This window comes from Clostridium neonatale (assembly GCF_001458595.1).
GTDB lineage: Bacteria > Bacillota > Clostridia > Clostridiales > Clostridiaceae > Clostridium > Clostridium neonatale.
On the sequence record NZ_LN890325.1, the window covers coordinates 103,109 to 118,737 of the forward strand.

General features: G+C 28.3%; 14 protein-coding genes. 11 read left to right on the top strand and 3 right to left on the bottom strand.

Annotation, left to right across the window (positions count from 1 at the left end; translation table 11 throughout):
* Nucleotides 1–192 precede the first annotated feature (192 nt).
* Together BN2920_RS01660 and BN2920_RS01665 are read left to right on the top strand one after the other, a co-directional pair.
* Entirely contained in the window at nucleotides 193–1,518 is a 1,326-nt protein-coding gene (locus tag BN2920_RS01660) for a 6-phospho-alpha-glucosidase (protein ID WP_058293322.1), read from the top strand.
* A gap of 302 nt (nucleotides 1,519–1,820) precedes the next feature.
* Nucleotides 1,821–3,347, top strand: a complete 1,527-nt coding sequence (locus BN2920_RS01665) for a PTS transporter subunit EIIC (RefSeq protein WP_058293323.1) — start codon at nucleotides 1,821–1,823, stop codon at nucleotides 3,345–3,347.
* Nucleotides 3,348–3,384: 37 nt separating this feature from the next.
* On the opposite strand, the gene BN2920_RS01670 is transcribed toward BN2920_RS01665, so the two are convergent.
* Complete coding sequence (locus BN2920_RS01670) at nucleotides 3,385–4,158, bottom strand: MurR/RpiR family transcriptional regulator (protein ID WP_058293324.1); 774 nt, start codon at nucleotides 4,156–4,158, stop codon at nucleotides 3,385–3,387.
* A 24-nt stretch (nucleotides 4,159–4,182) separates the two neighbouring features.
* Nucleotides 4,183–4,956 carry a MurR/RpiR family transcriptional regulator gene (locus BN2920_RS01675; RefSeq protein WP_058293325.1) on the bottom strand — a complete coding sequence of 258 codons (774 nt, stop codon included), beginning with the start codon at nucleotides 4,954–4,956 and terminating at the stop codon, nucleotides 4,183–4,185.
* Between the two features lie 79 nt (nucleotides 4,957–5,035).
* Between BN2920_RS01675 and BN2920_RS01680 the strand changes: the two genes are divergently transcribed.
* From BN2920_RS01680 to BN2920_RS01705, 6 genes are all read left to right on the top strand, one after another.
* Entirely contained in the window at nucleotides 5,036–5,962 is a 927-nt protein-coding gene (locus tag BN2920_RS01680; RefSeq protein WP_058293326.1) for an AEC family transporter, read from the top strand.
* A gap of 129 nt (nucleotides 5,963–6,091) precedes the next feature.
* A complete protein-coding gene (locus BN2920_RS01685) occupies nucleotides 6,092–6,574 on the top strand; it encodes a PTS sugar transporter subunit IIA (protein WP_058293327.1) in 483 nt (160 codons plus the stop codon).
* Between the two features lie 222 nt (nucleotides 6,575–6,796).
* Nucleotides 6,797–7,369: a hypothetical protein gene (locus tag BN2920_RS01690; RefSeq protein ID WP_058293328.1), complete on the top strand. Its 573-nt coding sequence runs from the start codon at nucleotides 6,797–6,799 to the stop codon at nucleotides 7,367–7,369.
* Between the two features lie 443 nt (nucleotides 7,370–7,812).
* On the top strand, nucleotides 7,813–8,007 hold the full coding sequence (locus BN2920_RS01695; protein WP_058293329.1) for a helix-turn-helix domain-containing protein: 195 nt from the start codon (nucleotides 7,813–7,815) through the stop codon (nucleotides 8,005–8,007).
* A gap of 50 nt (nucleotides 8,008–8,057) precedes the next feature.
* Entirely contained in the window at nucleotides 8,058–8,891 is an 834-nt protein-coding gene (locus BN2920_RS21945; RefSeq protein ID WP_058293330.1) for a phage replisome organizer N-terminal domain-containing protein, read from the top strand.
* Between the two features lie 12 nt (nucleotides 8,892–8,903).
* Nucleotides 8,904–10,193 carry a replicative DNA helicase gene (locus BN2920_RS01705; protein ID WP_230132323.1) on the top strand — a complete coding sequence of 430 codons (1,290 nt, stop codon included), beginning with the start codon at nucleotides 8,904–8,906 and terminating at the stop codon, nucleotides 10,191–10,193.
* 79 nt (nucleotides 10,194–10,272) lie between these two features.
* Here BN2920_RS01705 and BN2920_RS01710 read toward each other — a convergent pair whose 3' ends face one another.
* Nucleotides 10,273–10,863, bottom strand: coding sequence for a sigma-70 family RNA polymerase sigma factor (locus BN2920_RS01710; protein ID WP_058293332.1), 591 nt, complete (start codon nucleotides 10,861–10,863; stop codon nucleotides 10,273–10,275).
* Nucleotides 10,864–11,558: 695 nt separating this feature from the next.
* On the opposite strand from BN2920_RS01710, the gene BN2920_RS01715 reads away from it, so the two are divergent.
* The 3 genes from BN2920_RS01715 (at nucleotide 11,559) to BN2920_RS01725 (ending at nucleotide 15,257) form a co-directional block, all read left to right on the top strand.
* The gene (locus BN2920_RS01715) at nucleotides 11,559–13,076 is read left to right on the top strand and encodes an FUSC family protein (protein ID WP_172437911.1); all 1,518 of its coding nucleotides are present in this window, start codon (nucleotides 11,559–11,561) and stop codon (nucleotides 13,074–13,076) included.
* Nucleotides 13,077–13,212: 136 nt separating this feature from the next.
* The gene (locus tag BN2920_RS01720; RefSeq protein ID WP_338132736.1) at nucleotides 13,213–14,589 is read left to right on the top strand and encodes an MATE family efflux transporter; all 1,377 of its coding nucleotides are present in this window, start codon (nucleotides 13,213–13,215) and stop codon (nucleotides 14,587–14,589) included.
* Nucleotides 14,590–14,777: 188 nt separating this feature from the next.
* Nucleotides 14,778–15,257, top strand: a complete 480-nt coding sequence (locus tag BN2920_RS01725) for an S-ribosylhomocysteine lyase (RefSeq protein ID WP_058293334.1) — start codon at nucleotides 14,778–14,780, stop codon at nucleotides 15,255–15,257.
* Nucleotides 15,258–15,629 lie beyond the last annotated feature (372 nt).

Below are 15,629 nucleotides of genomic sequence, written 5' to 3' on the forward strand. Positions count from 1 at the left end.
CATTGAGAGTTACAAATGACATACGGTATTATCCATGACTATAGTGCTAAGAAGCATTGATTAAAACGATATCAGAATATAAAATGTGAGTATAGAAAATAAACGGCCGTTAATTAATAGAAATTAAGAATCTATATTTACTTTAAAATAAATTAGAATTTCATTAAATTGAAGTTAGTAGGAGTGATTATTATGAAAAGATATAATGTTGTTATTGTTGGAGGAGGAAGTACTTTTACACCAGGTTTCTTAAAATCATTTTGCAGATTAAAAGAAGAATTTCCACTTAATAAATTAGTTTTATTTGATATAGATGCTGAAAGACAAGAACCAATTGGAGAGTTTGGAAAAATATTAATGAAGGAAAAATATCCTGAAGTTGAATTCAATTATACTACAGATGTTGCAGAGGCTTATACTGATATGGATTTTGTATTCATGCAAATGCGTGTTGGTGGACTTCCAATGAGAGCACAAGATGAACATATTCCATTAAGTATGGGACTTATAGGACAAGAAACTTGTGGAGCAGGTGGAATGGCTTATGGATTAAGATCAACAAGAGAAATGATAAAAGCAATTTATGACATAAGAAAATATGCTCCAAATGCATGGGTACTTAATTACTCTAACCCAGCAGCAATTGTTGCAGAAGCATTAAGAAGAGAGTTTCCAGATGATAAGAGAATTTTAAATATATGTGACCAGCCAGAAAATGTTGTTCGCTCTTGCAGTCGTCTATTAGGTTGTGACTGGGAATCATTAGATCCTGTTTATTTTGGATTAAACCACTATGGATGGTTTACTCATATATATGATAAAGCTACAGGTGAAGATTTACTTCCTAAACTAAAAGAATTAATAAAAGAAAGAGGATTCTTACCACAAGATGCCGAGCAAAGAGATAAATCTTGGTTAGACACTTATGGAATGGTTCAAACAATAATGGAGGACTTCCCAGATTATTTACCAAATACCTATGATCAATATTATTTATATCCAGATTACAAGGTTTCTCACCTTGATCCAAACTTCACAAGAGCTGATGAAGTTATGGCTAATAGAGAAAAACGTGTATTCAATGAATGTAGAGAAGTAATCGCAGCTGGAACAACAGAAGGAAAGGTTAAAATTGAAAGTGATGCTCATGCTGAAATGATGATTGAAGTAGCACAATCAATTGCTTATAACCAAAATAGAAGATATATAATAATTACAGAAAATAATGGAGCAATAAATAATATGCAAGATGATGCTATGGTAGAAGTAGTTGCTGAGCTTGGAATAAATGGACCAAGACCTATGGGCGTTGGAAATATACCTCAATTCTATTTAGGATTATTAGTGAATCAAGTATCATGTGAAAAGTTATTAATAGATGCTTATTATGAAGAATCTTATACTAAAGCACTTCAGGCATTTACTTTAAATAGATTAATAAACGATGCTAAAAAGGCAAGAAAAGTATTAGATGCGTTAATTGAAGCAAATAAAGGCTACTGGCCAGAACTTAAATAATATCTAAAAGTAATATTATTCAATATTTATACTAACAGTACTTTAAGAAAGGTAATTTAACAATATATACAGATTTATTAAAACTATAATAACCACTTATATTTAGTATATTGAAATATTATCATATATTAATTTGAAATCTATGCTATCATAATCTCATGATATAAATTTTATATAAGATATTTTAATAGTAAATTTGTATATAAGTTAATATTACCTTTCCATATGTATTAAGAATTTTTGTAGTGAATCATAGATGATAAATTATAGTATTAAAATAAATTTAGAAAAGAGGAATGGATATGGGTAAGCAAAATAAAGTGATGGATTTCTTTTCTGCACTTGGCAGAAGCTTAATGTTACCGATTGCAACTTTAGCAGCTGCTGGTCTGTTATTAGGATTAACTTCTGCGTTATTAAAACCTCAAATTCAAGAGGTACTTCCATTTTTACAGATAACAGGCGTTTCATATTTTATAACAGCTATAAAAACGATTACTGCAACTGTATTTGGAATGATTCCGGTATTATTTTCAATTTGTATAGCCTTTGGATTGGCTAAAGAAGAAAAAGAAATTGCAGCATTTGCAGGATTTATAGGGTATTATGTTTTCTTATTAAGTGCATCATTAATTATTGGATCAGGATTTTTTGACTTTAGTGCATTAAAAATGGCAAGTATTCTAGGTGTGGCAGATACAATAGAAATGGGAGCATTTGCAGGTATGCTGACTGGTATATTAACAGCAGTACTTCATAATAAGTTTTATAACGTTGAATTTCCAGTTGCTATTGCATTCTATGGTGGCAAAAGATTTGTTGCTATAGTAGTTATTGGTGCAATGACTGTTTTAGGACAAGTGATTCCATTTGTCTGGGTTCCAATCTCTTCAGCAATTACTAGCTTAGGAAATATGATAGCTAGCCTAGGACATTTTGGTGTATTCATTTTCGGATTTTTAGAAAGATTATTAATTCCAACTGGACTACATCATGTTTTAAATGGTATATTCCGTACTACTTCCGTTGGTGGTGTGTATGAAGGGGTTGAAGGCTGTTTAAATATTTTCCTTCAATTCTTTGATAAAGTTCCTATATCTGAGCTAAGACAATATACTGCATTCTTAGGACAAGGTAAAATGCCATTTATGATGTTTGGACTCCCAGCAGCAGCTTATGCAATTTATAAAACTTCACCTAAAGCAAAACAACCAAAAGTAAAAGCGCTAATGATTGCTGGTGTAGCTGCATCTATTGTATCAGGAATTACAGAACCTTTAGAATTTGCATTTATGTTTGTTGCACCACCTTTATTCCTTTTCCATGCAGTTATGGGAGGGATATCTTTTGGATTGCTAAGCTTACTAAATGTTGGTATAGGAAATACTGGAGGCGGTATTATAGATTTCTTAATCTATGGTGTTTTAGTTCCGGGATCAAATTGGTATATAGTAATTCTAGTAGGTATTGTATTTGCGATAATTTACTACTTAGCTTTCAAATGGTACTTCTCAAGCAGAAATCTTTCTATTGATGTAAATGAAGATGAAGTAGAAGACACTTCAATTCAATCAAATGGGCAAGGTGCAAGTGATTTAGCTACAAAAATCATAGATGGATTAGGTGGATTTGATAATATTGTGGCAGTTAATAATTGTATTTCAAGATTAAGAGTTGACGTTAAAGATATGTCATTAATAAATGAAACTTTATTGAAATCTACTGGCTCTATGGGAATTGTAAAACCTTCAGCAACTCATATTCATGTTATTTATGGGCCTAAGGTTGAAAAGGTTGCAAAGCAGGTAAAAGAGGCTATGAAAAGATAAAAATAAAAAGAGCAGCTATTGATGTTGCTCTTCTTTGTTAATCTATATTAGTTTTGCTTTTTAATCTATTTATATATAGTTCTAGAATTGATTCTACAATAAATTGTATAGATAATCTTGACTTAATGTCTATACCATAAAACTTTGTATTTTCAGTTTCACCATGTAGAACTATATTGGCTATTTTAGACAATTCACTATCATAATTTGAAGTTATTGCAACTACAGTGGCAGAATTAGCTTTGCTTAATGCTGCTGATTTTACAATTGGGACTGTAGATCCACCAGAGCTTCCTATTATAAGAATATCATCTGTATTCATATGTGAAGCATCACGATAAAGAAGTGGGGGATCAATGTAAAATGTACATGGTCTGTTTAAGGATAACAGCATGTTATAAAAATATTCTAATGGCATTTGGGTGAGTCCTCTGCCAAAGATATGGATATTTTTATTACTGCATAAACAGTCAACGATATAGTTTAAATCATCTAAATTTAGATTTAATATAGTACTTTTTAATTTATAAAGACTGTTTGAAATAATTTCATTTACTTCAACATTAGAGGGATTATCACTATTTTGGGATAATGAATCAGATTTTAATTGAAATTTTAAGTCGTTAAATCCCTGCAAATTTAATTTTTTACACAAACGAAGAATAGTTGCTGTGGATACATAAGTGTTTTGTGCTAATTGATTAATATTCATTTTTATGACTTTATCTTTGTTAGAAAAAACATATTGCAATACATCCTCTTCATTTGTAGTTAATGTCTGCATTGCTTTAGGATCAAATTTATTTATCATTACCAGTACCCATCCTTTTAAATACTATATATCAATTTTAGATTGATTTAAATAATAAAGATAATGTTGAAGTATTATATCAATAATATAAAATATACCAGTTCTGCTTTTTACATCAGAATTAGAAAATATGCGATCTCTTGAGAAAAAATATAATGTAGTATCTGCAAGTTGAGATAATGGATTATTTGTAAGTGGAGTAATCGCAATAATATGTACATTATTACTTTTTGCTATTCTAGCGGCCTTTAATATAGAAGGATTAGAACCTGTAACGCTTGCTAGAATTAGAACATCATTTTCAGTAAGGTTCTGAGCAGAGTGATATGCTATAGTATCAGTCTTATATAAAGTTGTTGAACGTTCAGTAGCTAAGAGATATCTTTGCATATATTCAAAAACCATACTAGTAATTCCAGTAGAAAATAAATGAACTTTTTTGTCACTTAAAAGATAATTAACAACTACATCTATATTTTTTGTATCAAGTAAGCGACTGGTATTTTCAATTTGAGTATATAAGTCCATTAATACATTTTCATTATTTATAGGATTAATATCGATTACTTCTTGAGAATTTAAACGATTTTTTAAGGAAAATTTTAATTCAGAGTATCCACTGAAATTTAATTTTTTACACAAACGTAGGATTGTAGCTGTTGAGAAAAATACTTTCTCTGATAATTCATGAATACTCATATTTAAGACTTCGGATGTGTGAGTATCTATGTATTGTAATATGGATAATTCGCTTTGTGTTAAAGTATTTAAAATATTATTATCAATAAAATTTAACAATAGATATCACTCCTGTTCCATAACTATAATTTTAAGTTTATCAAAAGGAAATACAAATTGCAAGAAAGAGGAAGAAGCAATGAACATAATGGTTTTGATTGAAACTATGGTGGTGTTATTTGTAATAATGCTAATTGGGTATATATTAAATAAATTGGGGATATTGAGAGCGGAATCAAATGATGTATTATCAGAATTAATAGTAAAAGTAACGGGACCAGTTTTAGTTGTTAGTTCTGTTTGTAGTACAAATGAAATGACAGATAAAAATCAAATTATTAAAATTTTCTTTATTGGAATTTTATTATATGTAGTTTTAATTGCTTTTTCTCAAATCGTAATAAAACTATTCTGTGCAAATGATGAAAGTAAAAATATATATTCATTAATGCTTGTTTTTACTAATACATCTTTTGTAGGATACCCTGTTCTTAGGGCATTGTATGGTGATTATGCCATTTTTGCTTCTGCAATTTTACATATGCCATTTAATGTTTTAATTTACTCTTATGGAGTATATATGATTCAAAATAAAGGTGATTCAAAAAGAAAATTTAGAATTGAAGATGTTTTAAACGTAGGAGTTATTGCAGCAATAATTGCTTTAGTAATATTTTTACTTGGTATAGAGGTGCCGCAAACAATACAAAAGATATTATCTATGATTGGAGATATAACTATTCCATTATCAATGATGTTAATAGGGTCTTCATTGGCACTTATACCAATAAAATATGTATTTAGCAATATAAAAATATATATAGTATCATTTATAAAATTAATAATTATGCCGCTTATTGCATATTTTATAGCTAACTTATTTACAAGTGATAGTTTTATAATTGCACAATTAACAATAGCAACAGCTCTTCCAGCAGGATCAATGATTGTAATGTTAACAACTCAATATAAAGGCAATGTAAAAGCAGCATCTATAGGTGTTTTCATAACTACAGTTTTATCAGTAGTAACTATTCCTTTAATGATTTATTTATTGTTAACATAAGTGAATTTTTAGATAAAATTTAAAAAAATAGAAATGCAATAATATAAAAATATGGCAATACAAGAATATAGCCATATAAGTTTAGCAGTCAGATTGAAATATAAATATTAGATATATAGGAGGATTAACATGTTTTCATTTTTAAAAAAGAAAGAAAAAGGATTAGAATTAAAAGCTTATTTATCAGGAGAAATAATAGATATTACTGAGGTTAATGATGAAGTTTTTTCATCAAAAATGATGGGAGATGGAGTAGCTATAATTCCAACAACTAATTTAGTAAAGTCTCCAGCAGATGGGGAGATAACAGTAGTTATGTCTGAATCTAAACATGCAGTGGGAATTAGATTTGAAAATGGAGTTGAAGCACTTATACATGTTGGAATTGATACTGTATCAATGAATGGACAAGGATTTGAGGTTTTTGTAAAAGAGGGAGACAAGGTAAAGCAAGGTGATAACCTTATTAAATTTGATCCAGGCTTAATAAAAGAAAAGGGATTTGTGGCAGATACGATGCTTGTAATAACTAATCATTTAGATTATCCAAGCATGGAATTAATAACAGGAAATGAAGTTTATGCTGGTGAAAGTACAGTGGTTAAATTTTAAAGGTTGAATTAAAGATATAGGCCATATGATTTTAGAGTAATAAAAATATCATATAGCTTTTACTTTTATATTTTTTTATTAAAGCATTCTTTTTAATATAGTTAATAATACTTTTGAACAAGACAAAAAAATACGATGGTAGTATAATAATATACAAATTAACAATTAATTTTAATAAACTATGAAAAAATTAAAATTTAGTTGAAGAAAGAAGGGATTAATATGTCTCAATTTGAATTATTTAAAAGTGTAATAGTCGGTAAATTTAATAACTTACAGCAGATAGAGCAAGAAAAAAATAATGGGAACGTAATTCATCCAATTGCAAAGCATGTAAATGCAATTGTTAATGATAAAATTGACAATTTACCAGATAATTTTAAAGGTATTTTTGTATTAGAAGAAAGCTATTATACATTTGTTGATGCAGATAGAACAAATATATTACCTCATTTATTTTTATTTGAAGAGACAGAAGATGGTAAGGTAAGACTTACATCTTATGAGGTTCCTAAATCAATAAATAAAAAAGATTTTACAAATTCAAATCCTGATTTAAGATTAGATTATAATGAACTTGAGATATCAGAGAAATTTAATCCTATGACATATGAGTACAGTGAGAAAACTGGATTTTATGGAAAAAGCTTAAGTCAATTTGGACCTGATACGACATTTTTATTAGAAGAAACTTTAGATAAAGATAAATTTGAAGTAAATGAAATACTTAAAAAAGGTGATAGGGTTTTAGTTGGTTTTGAATCGCCAATAATATATTTAAGGTCACAGGAATAACAAGATATCAATATACATGATTATTTAGTTGAAAAAACAAGAATAATGGCCTTATCCTAGATAAGGCATGTTAATATTTTTCATTTTTTGATAAAGAACGACTATAATATTAAGAATAGTAATACAGATTATCAATTTTAAAATTGGTTATCTGTATTTTTTATTTTGATAAATAATTTAATAGACGATGAATTAACTTATATTATAAATGTATATTTGTCAACAAGAATAGCGGGAATATTCTATTTTAGGTTATTAAAAATCACTTAGATATAGGAATGAAGGTACTTTAGACAAGATAGAAAATAAGAAAGATGAATTAATATGTAAAAAAATAGTAGATTTATACCTCGATATATAATACAATAATTTTAATATTTACAAAAATACAAATAAGTGTAAGTGGGTATTATTGAAATTTATTATGGGGAGAGGGAATATTTATGGGTAAAGTAATAAAAAAATTAAGAGAAGAAAGAAATATGTCACAGGAAGACTTAGCAAAACTGACGTGTATTTTTAATCAAACACAAATTAGTAAGATTGAACTTGGCATTAGAGTATTAAAAGAAGATGAAGTAATAATATTTGCAAATATATTTAAAGTCACAATAAGTAAATTATATTCTTATAGTTGAAAAGTTTCATATGATTTAATATTTATTTGATAAAAAGGAGAGCGGGATTTATGGCGGGAAACAAATATTATTGGCTTAAACTTCAAAACAATTTTTTTGAAAAGGAAGAGATAAAAATACTTTTAGCAATGCAAAATGGAACAATTTATGTAATCATTTACTTAAAATTATTACTTAAAAGCATAGAAACAGAAGGCGCACTCATATTTAAAAGAACAATACCATATACACCAGAAATGATATCGTCGATTACGGGTGAAAATATAGATATAGTACGGATAGCAATAGATATTTTTATAAAGCTTAAGCTTATGGAGAATTTAGAAAATGGAGCTTTGTTTATGAATGAAATACAGAACATGGTTGGGGCTGAATCAAAATGGGCAGAGATTAAGAGAAAGCAAAGAGAAGAAAAAAAGCAGATACAAGGCAATAAAAACAATAATGTGCATGAAGGTGATAAGAGTGAGCTCATTGAAAATTATGGGGAAAACAATATAGAAGTTAAGTTTGAGGACAATGTCCAAGAGGTGTCTGAAAAAAGTCTTATAGAGAAAGAGTCAGATACAGAAATAGAGAAAAAGAAGAATAAGATATATATGGATCTCACATTTATAGATGACATTATTGACAATGTGAAGATTACACAGGAAGAATATAATAAACTCGGTATGAAGCATGGAACTGTTAATGTAAATACAATTATTTTAAAGCTTGATAATTATATAGTTAATGGCAAGAAAAAATATAAAGATCATTACAGAGTGATTAATACCTGGTGTTTAAATAATACGAAAAACAATAATAAAACTTCATATGGAAAAAATAATGATAAGACTAAAGAAGTAAAAAGTAGAAGTCATAATATGTTTACTTTTGATTAAGGAGGTATGGATATGGGGCAACTGCCACAAAACATTCAGGTTGAAGTTGAGATATTAGGTGGGATAATGCAAAATCCTAATATGCTTACAGAAGTTTTAGAAAGTGTAACATTTGAGGATTTTTATATTAAAAGACATGTAGTAATTTTTGAAGGTTTATGTAGACTGTTTGCTGAAGGTAAAGATATAAATATAACAATGCTTATTGATGCCATTGGCAGAGAGAATTTAAAAGATGTTGGAGGAGTAACTTACATTACTGAATTAGCTACAAGCGGATTACTTATAAATCCTGAGAAGTATATTGAGATTTTAAAGAATTGTTCATACAGAAGAAAAGCCATAAAGGCAATGCAGAAATATATGAACAAATTTTATGATGATAACGAAAATCCAAATAAATTATCTGGTGAGCTTATTAATCTGCTTGTTGATTCATCAACTGTCCACAGTTCAATATTGAATGACACAAAGTTATTAACATTAACTGTGGAAGAAATAGAAAAAAGATATAAAAACGGTGGACAAATCTCAGGAATGGAAACAGGATTTATAAACTTTGATAGGGCGACTAATGGACTTAAAAAGGGAGAATTAGTTGTAATTGGCGGAAGGCCATCTATGGGTAAGACCTTAATGGCTCTTAATATAGGAGATAAACTTGCAGAGAAGGGATATTGTGTAGGGCTTATGGAACTTGAAATGACTCCGGAATCACTAGGATTTAGAAGGCTCGCATATAATTCCAATACCGAAACACAAAAGCTACAGACAGGCAAATTGAATGATGAAGAATTTTACAAAGTAGCAGCTGCATTCAACAGACTTGCTAAAAATGATAAAGTATTCACAGACTGTAGCAGTTATCAGAGTATACTCACAATAAAAGCAAAAGCTAAGGCAATAAAACAATCTCATGGATTAGATTGTTTTATAGTTGATCATTTAACTCTTATGGACATACCTTCTAAAAATAATAGAAGTCAGGAGATTGGTGATGTTACGAGAGCTTTAAAATTGCTTGCTAAGGAATTAGACATAAATGTAATTCTAGTATGCCAGCTATCAAGGGCAGTTGAATTAAGAAGTAATAAGAGACCTATTATGAGTGACTTACGCGAATCAGGGAATATTGAGCAGGATGCAGATTTAATTGTATTTGCATACAGAGATGAGTATTATTATCCAGATACGGAAGAAAAAAATATTATAGAATGGATTATCTCAAAGCAAAGGAATGGCAGAACAGGTACTCTTAAATTCAGGTATCTTGATAAACTACAAAAAATAGAAAATTTATAATTCATAGCTTTATAAAATAAAAAGCAGATGTAATTTTCAAATAAAGTAAAATTACATCTGTTTTTTGTTGTCTCATTTTTTATGAAAGATAAGAAAGTGAACTATTAGAAATAAGTCGATTGTAAATCTTATTTAAAATAATTTGCTTGTCTTTATAAACTTTACTATAACTTATGTTTTTCAATTCTGAATAAGCTTTAAGTGAATATCCTTTAATAAAAATAAAGTTTATTAATTCTTGTTCTTCAGAGGTAAGAGTTTTTAATGATGCTTTTAATATATCGCAGTCAATTTTATTCATGATTAATTCATCTAGGTCTATTTCTTCTGACTTTAGTATGCTTTGTAATTCATCAGTTAAATGTATTAAATTAGAAGAAGCAATTGAACTCTTCTTTAAATTACATTTAACAAGGTCCTTTAAATTATTTTTTATTGCATTAATTGAATAGGCAACAAATCTATGTTTGTTTTCATCATAAAGTAAAAGACATTTAGCTATACTTTTGTAACATTCACTTTTAATATCATCAAAGTCATAACCATTTAAATGAACTTTACTAGAAATGTTTATTATGAATGGTTCAAACTCCTTTAAAAGTTCCTCTTGTGCAGTTTTATCATTGGCTTTAGATTTCTTAACTAAATTTTCTACATAATCATAATCCAAGGGTAGAAATCCTCCTTAAATAACATAATAAAATATATAGTTAATTTTAGATAAAACCACTATATACAGTATATACGACTTTTAATAGGAGGTACTACTTGTAAATGAATAATAGTCTGAAATAGAATATTGGCTAGGTGAAATAAACGGTGATATAATTAATTTGCTAAATTATAGAATACAAAAAAAGAATGATTATTTTTAAAATTCAAAGGAGGAGGGTTTCTATGACTGGGTATTCTAAAAGATTAATGATGATTAAACAGAGATGGATTAATTCACTTCCAACCATCATAGTTTCTATTTTTTTATTTTTTTCAATTCTTAAATTGTTTGGAATAGTACATGTGATAATGACATCTTTTTTAACACTTGTATTTAGAATTCGCCACACTCAGGATTTTAATTTTAGAGAACTGTTAAGGTCTTATTTACTTATGATATTAGTGTGTTTTTTTTCTTTTTTAGCAACAATAAATATTGAGTTATGCATAATTTGTAACTTATGCGTACCTTTCTTTTTAGTATATATGATGACTAATAAGTTTACTCCAAAATCTTATTTTGTTTATACGATGGAGTTTGTTTTTCTTCAATTAATTCCGATTTCATTTTCTAGTTTTTTAATGCGTTTTGTTGCATTAATTTATGGATTTATTGTGGTTACTTTTAGTTTATATATTCATAAATATATCATGAAAAGAAAGAGACATTTTGGAACAGTACGTAAAGGGATGAAAAATTTATCAGCACAATTGGATAAAATGTTGAGAAATGAAAGCTTCAGTGCTGAAAAAGAAGAATTGGTTCAAATGATGTATCATATGAACCAGGTTATTTACAGTACTCGTAATTATTCATATTTAGCTAATGGCTATGGTAAAATAAATTATTGGTTTATGATTGTTTTTCAAAGATTTCATTATTATATGAACAATTTTATTTCGGGAGATATTTCTGATAATGATAAGGTATATTACAATAATTTAAAGGATATTTTTTCTTTTATGGAGACTAGAATAAATCTAGAAGATAATTCATTTTTAATAGAAAGAATTAATTATTTTAAGAAAAATTATTATTTATCTGATTTGAAATCCGAACAAGCAATGAATTCAATTTTAGGGCTTTTGACTTATGCTTTATCAGATTTGCGATATGTATCTATTAATAAATCAGAAGAAAAATGGAAATTACCTAAAAAAGTATTTTCAATACAAGGATTTCGCAATTTCTTAAGAATTGACCTATTTCAATTAAGATTTGCTTTACGATTATCCCTCGTTTTATGCATATCATTTCTTTTTTGTCGTGTAACAAAATTAAATCATGGATATTGGTATCCAATGAGCGCATTTTTAATGTTAATGCCAAATTCAGAGGAGAGTCTTTTAAAGATAAATAACCGTATTTTAGGGACAATCGCGGGAAGCTGTATAACTTTGGTTTTAGGACATGTTTTTCATGGATTAAATCAATATATGATTATTATTTTATTAATGACATGCTTGATGTATTATGCACCTGTAACATCTTGGACAATGCCTATGTATGCAACTTGTTATGGAATGGCTCTTGCAATGACATCGCTTAAAGTAGAATTAGTTATTGAATTAAGACTTATATATGTAATTTTAGCTGGAATAACTACCATTTTAGCTAATCGTTATTTACTTCCAAATACAATTAAAGTAGAATTTTATAAAAATATTAATTCATTATTTGATTTAGATGTTGAATTAATAGATGAAATACAAAAGAGTGGAAGAGAAGAATGTGACTTTAATATTTTCAGAGATTTGATTATTAATTCACGTTTATTGAGTGAAGAAATAGAAGTTTATATGAAAAATAATTTAAATAGCCAAGATAATGAATTTTATTCAAGATTAATACCAATTCAATATCGTTTTATTGAAGAAATTGAACAATTGAATAGCTATATTTATATGCATCAAGAACAATTAGATTTAGATGATAATATGATTTTGCAAGAGATCTTTAAAAACTTAAAAGATTCAATTAAAAGAATTCGTTTTAGTTATACTCACAATGAGCTGAATTCTTTTATGCAAACTGATAAAAATTTCCGTGCTTTTGGGCAATTAGATGATCATTTATATTTAAATACTATATTTTTTAATTGTATGGAAACAATAGAGAATCTAGAAAAAATAAGTTCTGAAATAAAAATGCAAAATATAATGAAATAGTAATTTAACTTCTAAATTATTTAGATACGACCATATTTATCCTTGAATTTGTGCTGATTTCTGAGTTTGACTAGTAATTGCAACAGGTATATGATATAAGCAATTATCAAACTACACTTAGAAATGGGGGAATAGTGTGGCTAAGAAAAGATACGAGATGGATATGTGCAATGGCCCTTTGACAGGAAAAATTTTAATGTTCACTTTTCCGTTAATGCTCTCTAATATAATGCAATTATTGTTCAATGCTGTTGATATGATTGTAGTTGGTCGTTATTGCGGAAGTAATGCATTGGCAGCAGTAGGGTCTACAGGATCTCTGGTAAATTTACTTATAAATCTTTTTGTAGGATTATCTGTTGGTGCAAATGTACTTGTTGCACGGTATTATGGAGCTCATAATAAAAAAGATTTAAGAGAAATTGTTCATACAGCTGTAGCAACTAGCATAATTGGAGGATTTATTTTAACTATAATTGGAGTGGTTTTAGCAAAACCATTACTTATAATGATGCAGACTCCAGAAGAAGTTTTGGGACAAGCAACCTTATATTTAAGAGTATATTTTTTAGGAATGCCTGTTATATCTTTGTATAATTTTGGAAGTGCAATTTTACGTGCTATTGGAGACACAAGGCATCCATTATATTACCTTACAATTGCAGGAGTAATTAATGCATTATTGAATATAGTTTTTGTTGTATACTGTGGAATGGGAGTTGCAGGATCTGCTCTAGCCACAATTATTGCCGAAGCAGTATCTTCAGGAATGGTTGTTATATGTCTTGTAAGAAATGAAGGAATATGCCGACTTAAAATTAAGGAGGTAAAAATACATAAAGTAAAGCTTAAGAAGATGATACAAATTGGCGCACCAGCAGGAATTCAAGGAACAGTATTTTCGCTATCTAATGTATTAATTCAGTCATCAATAAATTCATTTGGATCAGTTGCAATGGCGGGAAGTTCAGCGTCGGCTAACATTGAAAACTTTGTATATATGTCTATGAATTCTTTCCACCATACAGCTCTTAACTTTACAGGTCAGAATGTGGGAGCTAAGAAATATGATCGTGTTAATAAGATCTTAATATTGTGTATTGGATTAGTAGCGTTAGTTGGAATTATAATTGGCGGCGGAGTATGCTTAGGGGCAAGAACTCTTTTGGGATTTTATACTAAAGACCCAGAAGTAATTAAATATGGTATACTTAGGCTTACAATAATTTGTTCTACATATTTTCTTTGCGGAACCATGGATACTGTGGTTGGTGTTTTAAGAGGACTTGGATATGCAGCAGTTCCAATGGTGGTTTCAATTATTGGTGCATGCGGACTTAGAATTGTTTGGATTGTCACTATATTTGCTAAATTTAGATCACTTGAAATATTATATTTATCATATCCTGTAACTTGGATAATAACCACAATAGCACATATTATATGTTTCTTTATAATTAAAAAAAAGATATTAATGAAGAGAGAGAATCAGTTAATTAGTGAACCAGTATAATATATAGAAGAACTGATTTTTGAAAATTTGATTTTAGCACAATATAATTTGTTTAAATTTAATTATTATATTGTGTTGCTTTTTATTTTGGAAAAAATTTTCTTTTTGTTGATAGTGTAAATCATCAGTGATAAGATGTAATATATATATAGAAAATATGATATTAAATTTGAATGGGAGTGATATTTATGGAGAAAATAGCAAGTTTTACGATAAATCATTTAAAGCTTTTACCAGGAGTTTATGTTTCAAGAAAAGATAAATTTGGAGATGTGGTTCTTACTACTTTTGATCTTAGAATGACTAGACCTAACTGTGAGCCAGTTATGAATACTGCCGAAATGCATGCAATAGAACATTTAGCAGCTACATTTTTAAGAAATCATAAAGAATTTTCAGAGAAAACAGTTTACTTTGGACCAATGGGGTGTAGAACTGGTTTTTATCTAATTTTAAGTGGTGATTATGAATCTAAAGATATAGTAGGGCTTATGACTGAATTATATAAGTTCATTGCAGAATTTGAAGGAGATATTCCTGGCGCTTCTGCTAGAGATTGTGGTAATTATTTAGATATGAACTTACCAATGGCAAAATATTTAGCAAAGAAATATCTTAATGATGTTTTATTAAATATAACTGACGAAAGATTAGTATATCCAGAATAAAATCAGAGTTTAGAGTAAAATAACCGAAATTAAATATATGATAGGCTCGATTGCGTAAATATTTCATCTAAAAATTCCAATGAAAGAGGTTGCATCCAAAACCGTTTGCTCCAATAACAAGTATTAGACAAACAATTTTGGAACAACCTCTTTCAAGGAATTTAAAAGATAAAATATTTAATGCAATACTACGCCTAAGCAGAGAACCCAAATCTGTGATTTGGTGTGAATCGCTTACCCAGCGAATGAATATGAGTGGGGTATTCATATATTTAATTTCTTTGTTTTTCTTTAAACTAATTCTTAATTTAATCTGTAAAATGTATTATAACTGTTAATTTATTTAAAAAGAGTCGCTATGCTACTACAAGT